Source organism: Salinimicrobium sp. CAU 1759 (genome assembly GCF_054482715.1).
This window is the reverse complement of sequence record NZ_JBTLRK010000001.1, coordinates 1299708-1316443: the sequence shown is the minus strand read 5'-3', so window position 1 is coordinate 1316443 and position 16736 is coordinate 1299708. Positions and strand designations below refer to the sequence as shown.

Genomic DNA, 16736 nt, shown 5'->3' with positions numbered 1-16736 from the left:
TTGGATTTTCCTGAAGAATCGGCTGAAGAATTATATGATAATGCGCCATTTGGGTACGTATCATTCCTTGCCGACGGTGAGATCGTCAAAGTAAATAAAACCTTTTTGGAATGGTTTGCAATTACTAAAGAACAAGTTCTCTTTAAAAGAAAAATCCAGGATTTCTTAAAGATAGGCGGGAAAATATACTTTGAAACTCACTTCTTTCCTCTTTTGAAAATGCAGGGATATATCAAAGAGGTGCAGTTCGACCTTATTAAAGACAACGGGAATACCATCCCGGCTCTTATAAATGTGAATAAACTGGAGAAACCCAACTCTAAAGTTGTTGTTTACAGGGCATCTATTGTCGACATTACTGATCGGAAAAAATATGAACAGGTCCTAATAGATCAGAAAAAGAAAGCAGAAGAGAATGCTCAGGCAAAAGCAGAGTTCCTTTCCACTATTAGTCATGAGATCAGAACTCCTTTAAATGCCATAGTGGGGGTTGGAAATTTAATTCAAAATACCCACCTTGATCAAAAGCAACAGGAATATGCGAGACTTCTTCAATTGTCTTCAAATAACCTTCTGGAGTTGGTAAATAATCTTCTTGATCTTAGTAAGCTTGAATCCCATAGAACAACTATTCAAAAAAAAGAGTTTAACTTCAAGGAACTTTTAGAAGTACTGGTTACTACCTACAGAATAAAAGCAAAAGAAAAGAACATTCGTCTTGAGACAGATTTCGCTGATAATTTACCTTACCTGTTAATTGGCGATCCTATAAAGTTAAAGCAGGTGCTAACTAATCTTATTGGTAATGCAATTAAATTCACTCGTGAGGGGACAGTCCTTTTCAAAGTTAAAATAGAACAACAGGAGCAGACCTTTGTAAGTCTGGATTTCCGTGTGGAAGACACTGGTATAGGAATACCTCCAGATAAATTAGAGAGGATTTTTGATGAATTTTCTCAGGCGAGCTATGAAGTGAATATGGAATTTGGAGGAACCGGGTTAGGTTTGACTATTAGTCAAAAGCTTCTTCAGCTTCAGGGCAGTGAATTGAAGGTACAGAGTGAAGAAGGTAGGGGTTCTGCATTTAGCTTTAAACTAAGCTTTCATATTCCTCAAGAAACTGTCGACTCACCAGCACTATCCAAAGTGAAGAAGGAGCTGAGGGCATTATCGGGAAAGGTTCTTGTTGTAGATGATAATGAGACAAATCTTTTTATAATTTCCAGGTATTTGGAGGATTGGAAAATCTCATTTAGTACCGCAAATTCCGGAGCGAAGGCGATACAAAAGGCGAAAAAAAATAACTATGATGTAATCCTTATGGATCTACATATGCCTCAAATGAACGGCTTTGAGGCTACGAAGGAAATTTTAGCAAAAAAAGGCTTTAGAAAACCAGCCGTAGTTGCACTTTCGGCTTCAGGTCGGGGAGATATGGATGTGAAATTGAGAAGGGCCGGAATGAGTGCTTATGTATCAAAACCTTTTAACCCTGAGGAGCTACAGAAAGTGCTTTGGAGATTTCTTCCAAAAGAAAACAAGATGGAAACTCCAACGCCAACAGAATCTGTAAACACAGCCTTAAAAACATTCTCGGAGGATGAATTTGACGGCTCCTATGATTTGTCGCGCATTAAAAACATCTCGAAAAATAACACCAAAATCTTTTACAAGCTGGTCAATAGCTTTATTAAAAGCATCAAATTATATCAAGAGGAATTCTCAGTTGCTTCTAAGGAAAGGGACCTTAAAAAATTGAATGATCTTATTCATAAAAATAAAACTACTGTTCACTATCTAAAAGCAGAAACCTTATCTCATCAAATCGACTTGTTCTTAAAACTTCTTGAGGAATCAAATATTCAGCAGCAAAATTTAGATAAACAGAGAGCACTAATCTTAAGTGAATTCAGAGAAATTAACCAAGGGCTAATGAATCTACAGGTGTGATTCTTGAAAACCAAGCACAAAAGTTCCTAAAGTTTAAAAGTAGATTTCCTTCCAAACCAATCCAATATTTATATTCCTCAACCGGAATAATAAACTGCGCAAGCGGACTCATTTGAAGGAGGGAATACAAAGAAAACAGAAATCAGCACTTCTACCCATTCACAGCTTCATTAAGAAAAAGTGGCCTGAGATGTTTTCGAAATAAATTGTCTGTCACATTTCGCTCAATATTTTCCCTATACCTCTCTAAAAGGGTAAAAAACTGCTCTCCTTTTTCGGCAGCTATTTTATAGGCACAATGAAGCAGCTGGCGAAAGTGAGGATTATATGCTGAAGTTGCTTCATGTCTTAGGGCATTAGCAAAAGCTTTTCCGGTGGAAAAGTCGCCGACCGCCGGTAATTTATTTTTATCTATAGAAAGTACTGAAGCGTAATCTTTGGTCAGTTCTTCATAGCGCTCCAAAGATTCGGTATAAATTTCTTTGGCAAATTTAAAGCCGTCACCTTCATTTTCTGCAATTCCTATAAGTTCTTCCAGCCAGGTAGTGCCGGCGGTTTTGAGATGTAACCCGGCGTCGTGTTTCCTGATCAATTTTTGAATGACAGGATAAATTGAAAATTTATCACTACCGCTGTGCACACTCAATTTTAGATCCTTTGGAAAATCAAATTCCTTAACAGCAAATTTCAGGACCAAAAGATCCTCTTCGAATTCATTTTCAAATTTTTCAAGATCTCCCTGATAATCCACCCCTTTATTAAATTCCCCTGAAAACTTAGGAGCAATAGTATTGACCGGCACCTTATAAAATGCCAAAGCTGCCAGAATGAAAAAAAGTTCTAACGGGGATTGAGGATCATTAACCTCATCAATGGATACTTCCACGTGAAATTCTTCAATTTTTTGAGAGCGGATATGAGTATAGATCTCCCCTGCCTTTTGGGAAGCCAGTAAGAAATTATCCAGCATTCCCCTTAGATGCGATTTGGAGATCTGCATCTTGCGCTGAATCCCGGGAATTTCAATGTCGCGCATATAACCTTCGAAAAATTGAAGAAATTCCTCCTCTTCCCTTTCTGAGGCTTTTTGTCCAATAAATTCAGCAACATCAAGAGTGAAAAAATCACTAAAAGGAATGAACTTATCTACCGTTTGCAAATTAATATGGTCGGCGTCTACAAAGTAAGCTCCCTTAAAGTTCCAAGTCTTCACAGCTTCATCTGCTTCTTTTCGTAGACTCTCAGGCTGAGTTTTAACGGTGTTATGCTCGCGGTTTGATTTATTCCAAACGGGCGTCACCGTTATATTATCATCCCAAACCTTGAGAATGGCCTGCAGCTGAGCTTTCCCTTCTTTCCCAAACCTGTCCCCTACTCCAAAAGAATATTTTCCTAATGCTGCCATATCCTATAATATTATACCCCGCTAAAGGCTCCAAAACCGCCGTCTACATGGATCACCGTTCCGGTGACAAAAGAGGAGCCGTCTCCTGCCAGCCAATTAGCTGCGCCCTGTAATTCTTCAGGTTTTCCGAAGCGATTCATTGGTGTCTGTCTTACAATGGTCTCTCCGCGGGAAGTAAGGCTTCCGTCTTCCTTCAGTAAAAGATCGCGGTTCTGCTCCCCAATAAAAAAGCCGGGGGCAATAGCGTTGACCCGAATTCCATCTCCGTATTTTTGTACCATTTCTACAGCCAGCCATTTTGTAAAATTATCCACTGCTGCCTTGGCTGCCGAATACCCCATGACTCTTGTTAAAGCTCTGGATGCCGCCAGGGAAGAAATATTTATTATGCTCCCTCTCTTTTGGGCAACCATTCCTTTAGCAAAAATCAGGGTTGGCATTACCGTGCCTTTGAAATTAAGCTGATTCACCTTATCAAAGTCCTCCATACTAAGGTCGAAAATACTTTGATCTGGAGTGATTGTCGCACCTTTCTTGTTCCCGCCCGCAGCATTAACCAGAATATGTACCTTGCCAAATTCTTTTTCAATTTTTTCTCTGGCTGCCTCCAGTTTTTGCTCATCAAGTACATCTGCCACCAAAGCAATAGCTTTTCCACCGGCTTTCTCTATTTCTTGTACTCTTGCCTGCACAGTTTTCTCACTGCGGCCCAAAATACCTACTTTCACCCCTTCAGCTGCCAATCCCATAGCAATAGCACCTCCCAAGACTCCATTGCCTCCGGTTACTACTGCTACTTTATCTTTTAACTTGTTCATTTTTTGACACATTAGTTTTCAAGAGAATTCATTATTCCCATCTCCAGCCCTCTCAGCTCTGCCAGGCCACGCAACCTACCGATCGCCGAATAGCCGGGATAAGTGGTCTTTCCAAGATCGTCAAGCATTTGGTGACCATGATCGGGCCGCATGGGAATGGGCTCTCTATTTTGCCCTTTTTGACACTCATAAAAAGTGTGCACCAATTTAAACATCTCTGCACTTCCTTCGAGGTGATTGGCTTCATAGAACCTGGAATTGCCCTCTCTTTGCACAGATCTTAGATGTACAAAATGGATGCGGTCGTAATATCTTTTGATGATTTCCGGAAGATCATTCTTTTCTGAAGCTCCAAAACTTCCGCTACAAAAGGTGAGACCATTAGCTTTTGAAGGAACACTATTATAGATATGATCCAGATCTTCGGCTGTACTCACCACCCTCGGTAGGCCAAGCACCGGCCATGGCGGATCATCGGGATGGATAGCCATTTTCACTCCTGCTTCTTCAGCCACAGGAATAACTTCTTTCAGAAATTCCACAAGGTTTTGGCGGAGCTGTTCTGCGGAAATGCCTTTATAATCTGCCAGTCCCTTCTGAAGTTTATCCAAAGTAAAACCTTTTTGATCCCCGGGCAGCGCCATGAGCAAACTTTCCTGAAGTCGCTTAATTTCACCTTCAGACATATTAGAATATTTCTTCCGGGCACTTTCAACCATCGCCGCTTTATAATCTTCTTCGGCATCCTTCCTTTTCAGGATGAACAGGTCGAAAATTATAAGGTCCTCCAGGTCGTGAAGCAGGGCCGTACTGCCGTCCCCCAGCTCGTGTCGAACATTCGTTCGCAGCCAGTCAAGAACAGGCATGAAATTGTAACAGACCCGGGTGATTCCGCTTTTGCCGAGATTCCACAGACTTTTTTTATAGTTTTCAATGTATCCTGCTTTATCTGCTCTACCTTGTTTGATGTGCTCATGCACCGGAAGGCTTTCCACCACATTCCAGTGTAGGGGAAATGGATATTCTTTATTGCTCCTTTCTAAAAGAGCTTTTCTTTTTTCGATGTCTTCCAGGCTCCATACTTCGCCTACCGGAATGTAATGCAAAGCTGTGACCACGCCATTGGCACCGGCCTGTTTGATCGTTTGTAGGTTTACAGGATCATGAGGACCATACCATCTCCAGCTCTGTTCGAATATTGGATTTTTCAAAGAATCAGGTTTCTTTAGTTTCAGTAACCTCTAAAATAACATAATAATCTGCTATAATGAAGGATTTAAGGTCTAACTAAGCTAAGGCGTGGCTAGATTATGATAAGCCAAAAATACCGGTGATATTTTCACTGCACATTATGGATCTTGAACTATGGTATAGCAGGCCTGACCATCACATTACTCAGTCAACTTCAAGTTATGATCGAAATTTTAGTTCAATTCCGGTTTTTCTTTTGAGACCGAAGTGGGTATCCCGGCCTCTTCTCCAATAATTACCTCGTCAAAAATTACATTTTTGGTATTTGTTATTGAGGTCGCATTTCTCGTCTTGTTCACCTTAATATTAGTAAGTTTCACATTCTCCACCTTGCTCTCCTCAAAGCCCTGGATCACCACTGCCGTTCCCGTGGCTTCCTCACAGGTCACATTGCTGATAAATACATCTGAGATCTTTGAATTAAAACCCTCTCCTTCCCCGTGATAATTGGCTGTTATATAGAAGCAGTCCTCAACTTTTTGAAGTGCAATATCATTGATGTAAATATTCCGGATATAACCTCCCCTATCAGGATTGGTCTTAAAATAAATTCCTCTTTTGAGGTAACCCCATGCTTTATTGTTTTCTACATAAATATTCTGAACCCCGGCAGACATTTCACTACCTATCACTACTCCGTGCAATCCCTTCAATAGATTATTTCTTATGACAATATTTTCTGAAGGCGTAGCAGAATTTGCACGCCCCTCGTGATCCCTTCCCGCTTTGATGGCGATGTTGTCATCTCCATTATCAAATTCCACTTCTTCGATAAGAATATCACTGGCGTATTCTGCGTCAATTCCATCATTATTGAAGTTATGAGCGTCAAATTTTAATCCCCGGAGCGTTGCACTTTTGGATTTAAGCAGGTGGACGCACCAAAAAGGAGAATCTTCAATAGTAATGTCTTCAAGAAGTATGTTTTTTGAATTCACAAACTGGATCAACTGTGGGCGCAGGTAATGTCCTTGCCCGAAGATCCTTTCCTCCACAGGAATTCCGGTATGGTTCATTTCCCTGCTCAACTGCTTATCCTTATCCTCAAGTTGCTTCCATCCTGCCCAGGCACCTCCCCCTTCTCCATCTATAGTCCCCTTTCCCGTAATGGCAATATTTTCAACTTCCTTCCCATAGATAAGCGGACTGTAGTTGTACAACATGGTTCCCTCCCAACTCGTAAGGACCAGAGGATAATCTTCAGGATCATCTCCAAACCTGATCTTTGCTCCCTCTTCTAGATGAAGGTTCACATTGCTCACCAAGTGAATGGGACCATTTACTGTATACACTCCTTTTGGAACTATGAGCTTTCCTCCTTTTCTTTTCTTCAGGTGGTTCATTGCTTTGTCAAAAGCTCTCTTATTATTGTTAACTGAATCTCCTTTAGCTCCGAATCTTGTTACCGAAACCGAATAATCAGGTATTACCGGAAGCTGGATCCTATCCACGATCTCCTGAATAGCTGCCTTTCTTTCCGGTTCAGATAACTGGGCATTGACATTCAGGCCTAGTAATACAGTGAATAGAATAATTAGTTTTTTCATAACTGTTATTTAAAATTGGGCTAAAAGCATCTTCAATATAGAATTGCTCCAGTTTTTGCTATTTTTGGGAGGTATGTTTCTTCTGCCATGCCGGATATTTCTCCTTTAATAGATCTTCAGCATAACTGTCTATATAGCTGTAATTGGTGCGACGTTCGTGCTCGATTTCATCAAGATTATATTTTACCACGCCGTCACGACCAATAAACATTGGGCGATTTGTTCCTATTTCGGTAAAGCGACCCCAAAGGGGTCCCCCGTTAGGATCTTCTACTAGAACGCGATCACGACCTTCGGGAAGATGTTCTCCTTTGATCCATTCCACTCTCTTACCCATGACCTTGGCATCATCAAACCATCGCATGGCACTTTGAATCGACCTCTTAACTTCTTCGGAAGGATTTTGGATCTCCATTAGAAACCGCACGATCTCGGCACTTTCCTTCCCGCTTAAAGAAGCCAGTTCGTAAGCTCTTGCCTTTGCCGGTTGAAGTGTTTTCCTGTCGTGCTGGGCTCCCCAGGCTGTCAACTTTCCGTCTACTTTTACCTGGCTTGCAAGAATTATTTCCAATCCCTTATCTACAGCCCTGCGGGCTTTGTTCTTCCTGTTAAGATCTACAAAAGTGTAAGGCTCTTCATTTTTTGCAACATCCCTTAGCAGTCTCATCACGCCTACCATAGCTCCGTCATTGTAGGTGATGTGTTCGTAATATCCTTTTTTGAGGGGATAGAACTGAGGCCAGCCTCCATTGGGGTACTGCGCCTCAAGTAAAAAATCAATACCTTTCAAAAAGGCCTTTTTATACGCCTCTTTTTTGGTGGCCTCATAAACTTTTGCCAAATATCTTAGCTGAGTATGAGTTGCGCCGTTGTCTATGGTGGTGCCCATTTCTTTGGCCTGTAGAGACCTGAGGCTGTCTTTTTCTTTTTCGCTTAATTCATTGGACATGTCGATGTTCTTATACCAGCCTCCATTGTCATGCTGATAAAGCAGAACATTATCTGCTATCCTCTGCGCCTCCCTGCTTTCATACCACTCCTCATCCTGTTGTAGGGCTTTTCGCCACGGAATTCTTTCTGAATATTCTACCGCACCCACCGGAACCTCTTTTAGGATTTTCTGAAATAAAACAGCTCTTTTTACATGTTTTTTTAAATCCAGATCCTGTCTTGCGATCTCCTGAAGTGCCAGTCTTGCAACCAGGTCTGCACCCTTTCTTGACAGGTGGGTATCATCGGTTACTCCCCTGGGTTCATAGGGATCTTCCCCCGGCTCGAGGTGAAGATGCAGTTGTTTCGAATCCTGAGGGCCGTAGGAGATCTCCAGCTGTTCTGTCAATAACTGCATATCTATGAAAGGTACCTCCAGATCTTTGGCCACCATTCTTACCACCAGGGGGTAATGCCCGTGCGTATCGACAAGCACTCCATCTTCATTAAAGTTGCGGCGCACAATGGAACTAAAAAGAAGCGGGCTGGCTCCTCTATCCCTCGTCTCTTTTACAAATTTTTCAAGGTTGCTTCTATACTGGGTATAGGGATTGGTGTACCTGGCAGGATCGTTCACCTTTTGATCATTATGTCCAAACTGGATGAAAACATAATCGCCGGGCTCCAGTTGTTCCTTAACTTTTTCCCAGCGCCCTTCAGCAATAAAACTTCTGGTACTGCGTCCGTTCACTGCGTGATTATTAATCTCTACTTCTGAAGACATCAACTGCGGAAGCATTTGCCCCCAGCCGTGCTCGGGATTTTTATCGGGATCCTTTTTGTTTGACATTGTTGAATCACCAATGAGATACAGCGTCGGCCTTTCTTGGGCCACAAGAGATACCGAACAACAGATCATTAAAAACAGGAGCAGATTTTTCATTTCTTAATCAGTTATTTTAATAGTTCATCCTTTCCATCAACGGTTTTATTCTTTCATGGCTTTCGTGGCCCAATACCAGTCACTTGTGGTACTAAAAATGTTCTTTAGACTGTATTTCGCAGCCTCTTCTGAAGTCAGCTGATGCGTCCATTTAGCTCTGGTGGAAGGAGAAGCTCCGGGGCCTGAGCTGTTATATTCAGCGTAGAAGGTTGTTCTTTTCTTATTCGGAAACATCTGGTCTCCCGGCCAGTGGTCCCAGCCTTCAGCAAGAATGTGTTTCCCGAGATAAGAATTTATAAAGACTGTTTTAGCATAGGGTCTCCATGGTCTTCCAAGATAAACCTCATTCACACCTTCGGCAGCTATTAACTTGCAGTCAATAAAGACATAACCAAATTCCCGGTCCTGCGGAGTCGCAGCGGCAGTTATAAAAGAATCTTTCAGACTCTTAATGGTGCAATCCTTGAAAACGGCTGTGGCTTCTCCAAAAATGAAATCTGTTGTCCCTTCAATATAGCAGTTCAGGTAAAGCTGCCGGCTTCCTTCAGTGGCCGTGTACAGCGTATCCTGGCAACCCAGAATGTCTGAATCTTTCACTACAAAACGGTCGCCTTCCACATGCAAAGCCACGGCCTGCCCCTCTCCGCAGGACGTATTTTGGATGGTGAGATTTTCAATACTAATATCATTTCCCTGCACCAGAACTGTATAGGAAGTAAAAGTTGACATCTCTTTTCCCGTCTGCGGATCTATCTTTCCTGAAAAGTCATTGTTGGTGATAATCGTATTTTTTCGGTCTTCTCCAATGAGCGTCAACTGGCGCTTCCAGGAAGGGATCTCCAGCTTTTCATTATAGGTGCCGGATTTGATCCTGATCACTACTTCCCCCGGACCAAGATCGCGGGTAGAATTTATTGCTTTCTGAATGCTGCTAAAATCTGAAGTGCCATCTTTAGCAACCGTAATTTCCCTGTAAACGTCTCTTGCTGAAGAGGAATTTTCAAAGATCCTGTCGAGGAAATTTATGGTCAGTCTCACTGTTTCATCAAACCAGGGGTGAACAAGCCAAAAGGCGTGAGGCGTTTTGTCTATAGTGTGTACTTCATTATAGATCTTGTTTTCATCAAGGATTTTCACCATCTCATCCCGTCCGGCATGAAACCGCGGATATGAGCTATTAATAAACAAGGTCGGAGGGGTATTGCCATCTACATATTCCAGTGGTGAGGCTTCTTTCCAGGTATCGAACTTATCAGCTTTAGAACCTCCTAACCAGGTAGCAGCCATCCAGCCTTCTTCAGCATCGGGATGAATGAATGAAACAATTCCGTCAATATTAACGATAGCCTGCACTTCATCTGAAAACGTAGATGAGTTGTATTTTTCAGAATTGGGAGTTACACCAACGAGGGTTGCCAATTGAGCTCCTGCCGAAGCCCCTAAAACAGCAATTTTTTCAGTGTCTATCCGATATTGATCTGCACTTTGTTTCATCCATTTTACCGCGTCCTTGAGATCAATAACTCCGGCAGGATAAACGGCTTGGGTTCCAAGGCGGTAAGCTGCGGTTACGGCGACGTAGCCTTCAGCAGCAAGTTTTTGGGCCAGTGGCCGCAGATTTTCCTTACTCCCGGTAAGCCATCCACCGCCGTGGATCAACAGAACAGCAGGGAATTTTTCATTTTTTTCAGCCTTTGGCAAATAAACATCTGCCTGTAAACTTCTCTTATTAATCTGTTTATAAACAAGATTTTCCCGTGCTACATAATTTTGAGACTCTATAGATTCAACAGGTGAAATGAAAGGATATTTCTTCTTTAATTTTTCATAGGTAGAGGCAATAGTATAAGGTCTAATCTCCTTCTCCTGTGCAAGATTTTCAGCACAAAGACAAAGAAACAAGAAGGTTGAAAAAAGGCATTTTTGGATGCTCATGTTCTTGTACTTTACAGAGGTATCTCCCTCAATAAGTCCCTAGTATGATTTGCCGTTGATTGTTGTATTAACGAATATGATAGGTTCGCAATTTTCTATCTCCATGGGAACTTCAGTTTTCTTAATGACAACGTTCTTTAGTTTTACGTTGCTCACCGGAGCCTGCTCTCTTCCCTTAATTAAAAGTCCGTATTCTCCTCCGTTTTCAACCTGCACATTTTCGAGAAGTATATTTCTTATTACCGGAATATGCTCTCCTTCCTGGTTGGCATAAATTCCGTAGAAGGTATTTATCTTGAGCACTGCCTCTTTAACCTGGCCCACTTTGAGGTCTTTGACAAAAATATTCTCGATGACTCCTCCTCTTCTTGTGTTAGTCTTGATGCGAATAGCGCGGTCAAGGTTAGGGCTGTTCATTTCGCAGTTGCGTATGAACACATTTCTAACTCCACCCGAGATCTCACTCCCCATAACCACTCCGCCGTGACCATCTTTCATAACACAATTTTCCACTACTATGTTCTCACTACTTATTCCTACACGTCTACCGTCATTATCTCTTCCGGACTTTATAGCAATACAATCATCACCGGTATCAAACGCACATCCTGTGATGTGAACATTTTTACTGTATTCTGGATTACAGCCATCATTGTTAGGGCCGTGGCTAGTGACAGTCACATCTTTCACTGTCACATTATTTGATTTGACCGGATGCATTACCCAAAAAGGTGCATTCACAAAAGTCACCCCCTCAATAAGCACGTTCTCACATTCGAAAGGCTCAAAAAAACTTGGACGAAACTGATGTCCCTCCCCGAAGACCCGTTCATCTACCGGGACACCTTTTTCAACCATTTCACTTAATCGCGGGAGATTGTGCTCGTCCTGTTGACTCACACCACCTTCCTTATATCCATATTCCTCCTGCCCTTTCCACGGCCACCAGTTGTCATTTCCAGCCTGCCCATTAAAGGTTCCTTTCCCTGTTACTGCAATATTCTTCTGCTTATAGGCGTAAATCAAGGGAGAATAATTCATTAGCTCCATCCCTTCAAAGGAAGTATGCACAACCGGAAGATAATCCTGTTTGTTAATAGAAAACTTTACCTCGGCACCCTCTTCGAGATGTAAATTGACGTTACTTTTTAAATGTATTGGACCGGTTAGGTAGACTCCCGCGGGAACCAGTACTTTTCCTCCACCTGCCTCGGCACATGCTTCAATAGCTTTGGCAAAAGCAGCTGAACTACTGACGTTCCCATTTGCTGACGCGCCGTAATCCAAAATATTGAACACCTTATCCTGAAATTTCGGAATATTAATATTTTTAATGATCTCATCAGCTCGTTTCCAGGGGTCATTGAAATCCAGCGCTACATTCTTATCTGAAGCTATTTCTCCCGCAATAGAAGTTTCATCCTTCTCCTGATTTTTACAGGATATCACCAGAACGATGAGCAATAGAATATACAGGGGTCTTAAAAAATTATTCATTATAAAATTATTTTGGAAAGTTATCAAGTCCTTTTAATTCCTAAAAGCCAAGAACGGCAAACTAGGAGCCTCATATTTGTAATCGATTGCACTAAAATAGTGTTTTTTCTTTGTAAAAAACAAAAATATGGAAACACATTATTTCTTTAAAATTAGTCTGTAAATAGAGGGATTTACAAAAATTCATCTAAAACTAAGCAGGCATAGGTGGTATTTTATAAATAAACCGGGGTAATAAATATTAAATTTTGATACATTTGCAGTGCAACAAGTTGCATGCCTTCACAAAAACCTGATGACCAAAAAAGGAAATACCACCATTTACGATATCTCAAAGAAATTGAATATCAGTGCGGCTACTGTGTCAAGAGCCTTAAATAACAATCCCAAGATAAGCTCAAAAACCAGGGAATTGGTCTTTGCTGCGGCAAAGGAAATGAATTACAAGCAGAATCGTCTTGCACAAGCCTTGAAGAGCGGAAAAAGCAAAAATGTAGGAATTATAGTTCCTTATATCAACCGCAACTTCTTCTCTTCCATCATTAGGGGAATTGAGGAAGAACTTGGTCCCCACGGTTATCACGTGATCATTTGCCAGACACATGAGCAAATGAGCACAGAAGTTGAACAGATTACTACCCTTTTAGACACTCAGGTGGACGGGATCTTTATGTCTATCTCAAAAACAACAAACAAAACAGAGCATTTTAGAAAGGTCTTAAAAGAAGGGAAATCCCTGGTCTTTTTTGACAGGAAACTTGATATTCCCGGAGTAAGTTCTGTAGTTATCGATGACTTTAAAGCAGGGTATCTTGCCACTGAGCATCTCATTTCTCAGGGATGTAAACGAATAGCACACTTTTCGGGAGATCTCAATCTTGAGATCTACAAAAATCGTCACGACGGATATGTCAGTGCTTTGGAGCACTACGGACTCGCGGTAAATCCTGAATATATTTTCACCACCCTGAGTAGTATCGAATCTGGAGCAGCAGCAGCAAAAGAAATGTGGCAGCTTAAGGCCAAACCCGATGCTGTTTTCTCTGCCAGTGATTATACAGCTTTGGGAGCCATCCAGGAACTCAAGAGAAAAGGGGTGAAAATTCCAGAGGACTTCTGTATTTCTGGTTTTAGTAATGAGCCTTTTACAAAGTACATGGAAATGCCTATTACCTCTGTAGACCAAACTCCACTACGAATGGGAAAAATTGCAGCCCAGGTATTTCTGGAGCAGGTTGATAGCACCCAAAAACTTACCATTGAGAAAAAAGTAGTTCTTGATCCTGAACTTATCATTAGAAGTTCATCAGACAAAGGCTTAACAAAACTGGCTGCAAAATAACATTTTTGAGAAGTATAGAAAAAGAAGGGTGTCTAGAGCGACACCCCTCTTTTCCACGGAATAAAATCATCCTGATTTAAATCGTCAGCTTTGGTGGTGGCTTCTCCACCGGCCACTTTGACAATAAACTCCAGGATCTCCTCTCCCATTTCTTCTATTGTTTTTTCAGCTTTTATAACTCCTCCTGCGTCAACATCGATGATATCGGGCATTCTGCGTGCAAGAGTGGTGTTGGAGGAAACCTTTATAACGGGCGCTACAGGATTACCTGTAGGAGTTCCAAGGCCTGTGGTAAAGACCACCACGTTCGCCCCTGCCCCTACCATAGCAGTTGTGCTCTCCACATCATTACCCGGGGTGCATAGGAGGTTGAGACCGGGTTTAGTGACATAATCCCCGTAATCCAGGACATCTTGAATAGGTGAAGTTCCTCCTTTTTTAGCTGCCCCGGCCGATTTCATGGCATCTGTAATAAGACCATCCTTAATGTTCCCCGGCGAGGGGTTCATATCAAAGCCCGATCCTGCATCAATTGCAGACTTTTCAAAAGCTCTGGTCAACTCCAGGAACCTTTCAGCGAGATCATCATTAACACAGCGGTTGATTAATTCCTGCTCAATTCCGCATAATTCAGGGAATTCAGAAAGTATTGGGGAACCGCCAAGAGCCGATAGCAAATCTGAAGCGTAACCCAGTGCAGGATTAGCCGAAATTCCGGAGAAACCATCAGAGCCGCCACATTCCAAACCTAATTTCAGTTTTGAAAGCGGAGCCGGTTTCCTCGGGATCTCATTCGCCTCTTTAATAGCAGCGTAAGACTCCTTTATGATTTTATTCATCATTTCCTCCACAGTACCTTCCTGCTGCTGTTCGAAAAGCAGCACCGGTTTACCATTGTTAAAGTTTATTCTTTCAAGTGCCTTTTTGAAGATATCTATCTGAAGGTTCTGACATCCCAAACTCAGAACAGTTGCTCCTGCCACGTTAGGATTGTTGACATAACCGGCCAGCAACCTTGCCAGAGAAGCAGAATCTTGTCTTATACCACCACAACCTCCCTGGTGGGTGATGAATTTGACTTCGATGTTATCAAAAATTTCGTTCTCTTCCTCTTCTACCTGGACAGCTTCAGAAGCATCCTCTCCCTGGATCAATCTGCGGAGCAAAAGGCGTTCGCGTGAAGGTTTTCTAAAGGAAAGTTCCTTCTCAAAAACCTCTTTTAGAAGCTCAATATTTCTGTTCTCACAAAATACAAGCGGGAAAAACAACCATACATTCTTTGTTCCCACCTGCCCGTCTGGACGATGGTAACCGTTGAATGTCCTGTTCTTCCATTTTGAAATATCGGGCGCATTCCAGCCGGTAGTTTCAGTCTTCTTATGAGCCTGTGCTGCTTCATGCTTCACATTGTCCACAGTAAGCACTTCACCTCTCTTTAACGGCACAGTAGCTTTTCCAACCAAAACCCCATACATGTAGATCTTATCTCCCTCATTGAGGTCCACCAGACTTATTTTATGCTTGGCAGCAACATCTGTAAGAACGTTGATCTCTGTGTTTTCTATTTGCAGCGTCTCATCCTTCCAAAGGTCTGCAAGGGCAACCGCCACATTATCTTCCGGGTGAACTTTAATAATTTTCGTTTCCATGCTTCCTAACTTTTCACTTTTATCTTCTCACGAAAGGATCGAAATCCTGCTTCGACACCTTTATCCTCCAATTCTTCCAGAGCTAAAACGATCTGTTCTTTTAATTCCGGAACAGCCGTAAGGTCCTGCCCCCAATAATCTTCTTTCTTGAGCACCTCTTCTGTCAACTCCTCCAGATCATCCTTTTTCCAGACGCTGCTGAAGAAATTTATTATCTGTTGATCATCCTGAACTGGCAATTTCTCTCCTCTCCATTCTCCTTTGTAGAACCGGATCAAACAGGCAAAGGCAAAGGTAAGTCGCACCGGTAAAGCCGATTTTCTTTCCTGATATTCACGCAGACTCGGCAGCACCCTTACTTTGAACTTTGAAACAGAATTTAACGCAATACTTGCAAGCTGATGCTTAATAAAAGGATTCCTGAAGCGATCCAGTACTTCTGAAGCAAAAGAATTCAGTTCTTCTTTGGCCAGATCAAGCGTGGGATTTATCTCCTCAAAAATGGCATTTTTGACAAACTTTCCTGTGAAGTCGTCGTCTACTGTTTCCTTTACAGTTTCTTTTCCGCTGAGAAGCGCAAAGGGTACCATTGTAGTGTGAGCTCCATTGAGAATTCTCACTTTCCGGGTGCGGTACGGCTGAATGTCCTCAACAATCAAAACATTTTCGTCGATCTTATCAAAAGGAATTTTAGCTTTTAAAGCTTCTCCTCCTTCGATGACCCACAGAAGAAAAACCTCAGCTGTTACTATAAGTTTATCTTGAAATTCCAGCTGACTTTGATATTCATCGATTTCCGCTCTTGGATAGCCGGGAACGATCCGGTCTACCAGCGTGTTATGAAAAGAATTACTTTCTTCTATCCACTTTTTAAAGTTCTCTCCCAAATTCCAAAGCTCTACGTACTGTAGAATGATCTTCTTTAAATTGTCTGCGTTGTAATTGATAAGCTCACAGGGAATAATGGTCAGGCCTTTATCGGCGGCTCCATTGAAATACTGAAACCTCTTGTAAAGCAGTGCAGTTACCTTAGCAGGGAAACTATTATGAGGTTCCTTTTCGAGTTCATCGGTTTCATCAAAAGCAATACCTGCTTCAGTAGTGTTGGAAATAAGAAATTGAAGCTCTTCTTCAGTTGCCAGATCGAGGTAAGCTGAATAGTCCCTGTAAGGATTGAGTGACTTCTGAATACAGTTTATTGTTCTTTTCTCCTGAATCTCTTTTCCGCCTTTAACACCTCTCATAAACAGGTTGTAGAGTCCATCCTGCTCATTCAGCAAGTCCACGAGTCCGGCATCTATAGGTTGTACGACAGCAACTCCGGCATTAAATCCGGCCTCTTTGTTCAATTTATCTATGAGATAATCCACGAATGCCCTAAGGAAGTTCCCTTCCCCAAACTGAAGTATCTTAAGTGGCAATTGCTGAGATAATCCGCTATTTTTTCTATTTAATCTTTCCATTCTGTA

The 16736-nt window shown here is 41.9% G+C and carries 11 protein-coding genes; 2 read left to right on the top strand and 9 right to left on the bottom strand.

Annotation, left to right across the window (positions count from 1 at the left end; genetic code table 11):
- On the top strand, positions 1-1950 hold the full coding sequence (locus ACXYMT_RS05875; RefSeq protein WP_459058155.1) for an ATP-binding protein: 1950 nt from the start codon (positions 1-3) through the stop codon (positions 1948-1950).
- Between the two features lie 151 nt (positions 1951-2101).
- Here the strand turns inward: ACXYMT_RS05875 and ACXYMT_RS05870 are convergent, their stop codons facing one another.
- From ACXYMT_RS05870 to ACXYMT_RS05840, 7 genes are all read right to left on the bottom strand, one after another.
- Positions 2102-3355, bottom strand: a complete 1254-nt coding sequence (locus ACXYMT_RS05870) for a tagaturonate epimerase family protein (RefSeq protein WP_459058154.1) — start codon at positions 3353-3355, stop codon at positions 2102-2104.
- An 11-nt stretch (positions 3356-3366) separates the two neighbouring features.
- Positions 3367-4173 (bottom strand): SDR family oxidoreductase, encoded by an 807-nt coding sequence (locus ACXYMT_RS05865; RefSeq protein WP_459058153.1) that lies wholly within the window; start codon positions 4171-4173, stop codon positions 3367-3369.
- Between the two features lie 11 nt (positions 4174-4184).
- Positions 4185-5384: a mannonate dehydratase gene (uxuA, locus tag ACXYMT_RS05860; RefSeq protein ID WP_459058152.1), complete on the bottom strand. Its 1200-nt coding sequence runs from the start codon at positions 5382-5384 to the stop codon at positions 4185-4187.
- 213 nt (positions 5385-5597) lie between these two features.
- Positions 5598-6971 carry a glycoside hydrolase family 28 protein gene (locus ACXYMT_RS05855; RefSeq protein WP_459058151.1) on the bottom strand — a complete coding sequence of 458 codons (1374 nt, stop codon included), beginning with the start codon at positions 6969-6971 and terminating at the stop codon, positions 5598-5600.
- Positions 6972-7029: 58 nt separating this feature from the next.
- On the bottom strand, positions 7030-8820 hold the full coding sequence (pelA, locus tag ACXYMT_RS05850) for a pectate lyase (protein ID WP_459059151.1): 1791 nt from the start codon (positions 8818-8820) through the stop codon (positions 7030-7032).
- Positions 8821-8889: 69 nt separating this feature from the next.
- Complete coding sequence (locus ACXYMT_RS05845; RefSeq protein ID WP_459058150.1) at positions 8890-10779, bottom strand: pectinesterase family protein; 1890 nt, start codon at positions 10777-10779, stop codon at positions 8890-8892.
- 39 nt (positions 10780-10818) lie between these two features.
- Positions 10819-12276: a glycoside hydrolase family 28 protein gene (locus ACXYMT_RS05840; protein ID WP_459058149.1), complete on the bottom strand. Its 1458-nt coding sequence runs from the start codon at positions 12274-12276 to the stop codon at positions 10819-10821.
- 295 nt (positions 12277-12571) lie between these two features.
- On the opposite strand from ACXYMT_RS05840, the gene ACXYMT_RS05835 reads away from it, so the two are divergent.
- The gene (locus ACXYMT_RS05835; protein ID WP_459058148.1) at positions 12572-13618 is read left to right on the top strand and encodes a LacI family DNA-binding transcriptional regulator; all 1047 of its coding nucleotides are present in this window, start codon (positions 12572-12574) and stop codon (positions 13616-13618) included.
- A 32-nt stretch (positions 13619-13650) separates the two neighbouring features.
- Here the strand turns inward: ACXYMT_RS05835 and ACXYMT_RS05830 are convergent, their stop codons facing one another.
- Entirely contained in the window at positions 13651-15267 is a 1617-nt protein-coding gene (locus ACXYMT_RS05830) for a UxaA family hydrolase (RefSeq protein ID WP_459058147.1), read from the bottom strand.
- 5 nt (positions 15268-15272) lie between these two features.
- The gene (locus ACXYMT_RS05825) at positions 15273-16730 is read right to left on the bottom strand and encodes a tagaturonate reductase (protein ID WP_459058146.1); all 1458 of its coding nucleotides are present in this window, start codon (positions 16728-16730) and stop codon (positions 15273-15275) included.
- Positions 16731-16736: the final 6 nt, after the last annotated feature.

What these genes read in the sequence shown, in the direction of transcription:
- ACXYMT_RS05870 (WP_459058154.1), bottom strand. Translation starts at nt 3,355, where the DNA reads ATGGCAGCATTAGGAAAATATTCTTTTGGAGTAGGGGACAGGTTTGGG.
- ACXYMT_RS05845 (WP_459058150.1), bottom strand. Translation starts at nt 10,779, where the DNA reads ATGAGCATCCAAAAATGCCTTTTTTCAACCTTCTTGTTTCTTTGTCTT.
- pelA (WP_459059151.1), bottom strand. Translation starts at nt 8,820, where the DNA reads ATGATCTGTTGTTCGGTATCTCTTGTGGCCCAAGAAAGGCCGACGCTG.
- ACXYMT_RS05865 (WP_459058153.1), bottom strand. Translation starts at nt 4,173, where the DNA reads ATGAACAAGTTAAAAGATAAAGTAGCAGTAGTAACCGGAGGCAATGGA.
- ACXYMT_RS05855 (WP_459058151.1), bottom strand. Translation starts at nt 6,971, where the DNA reads ATGAAAAAACTAATTATTCTATTCACTGTATTACTAGGCCTGAATGTC.
- ACXYMT_RS05835 (WP_459058148.1), top strand. Translation starts at nt 12,572, where the DNA reads ATGACCAAAAAAGGAAATACCACCATTTACGATATCTCAAAGAAATTG.
- ACXYMT_RS05825 (WP_459058146.1), bottom strand. Translation starts at nt 16,730, where the DNA reads ATGGAAAGATTAAATAGAAAAAATAGCGGATTATCTCAGCAATTGCCA.
- ACXYMT_RS05830 (WP_459058147.1), bottom strand. Translation starts at nt 15,267, where the DNA reads ATGGAAACGAAAATTATTAAAGTTCACCCGGAAGATAATGTGGCGGTT.
- ACXYMT_RS05840 (WP_459058149.1), bottom strand. Translation starts at nt 12,276, where the DNA reads ATGAATAATTTTTTAAGACCCCTGTATATTCTATTGCTCATCGTTCTG.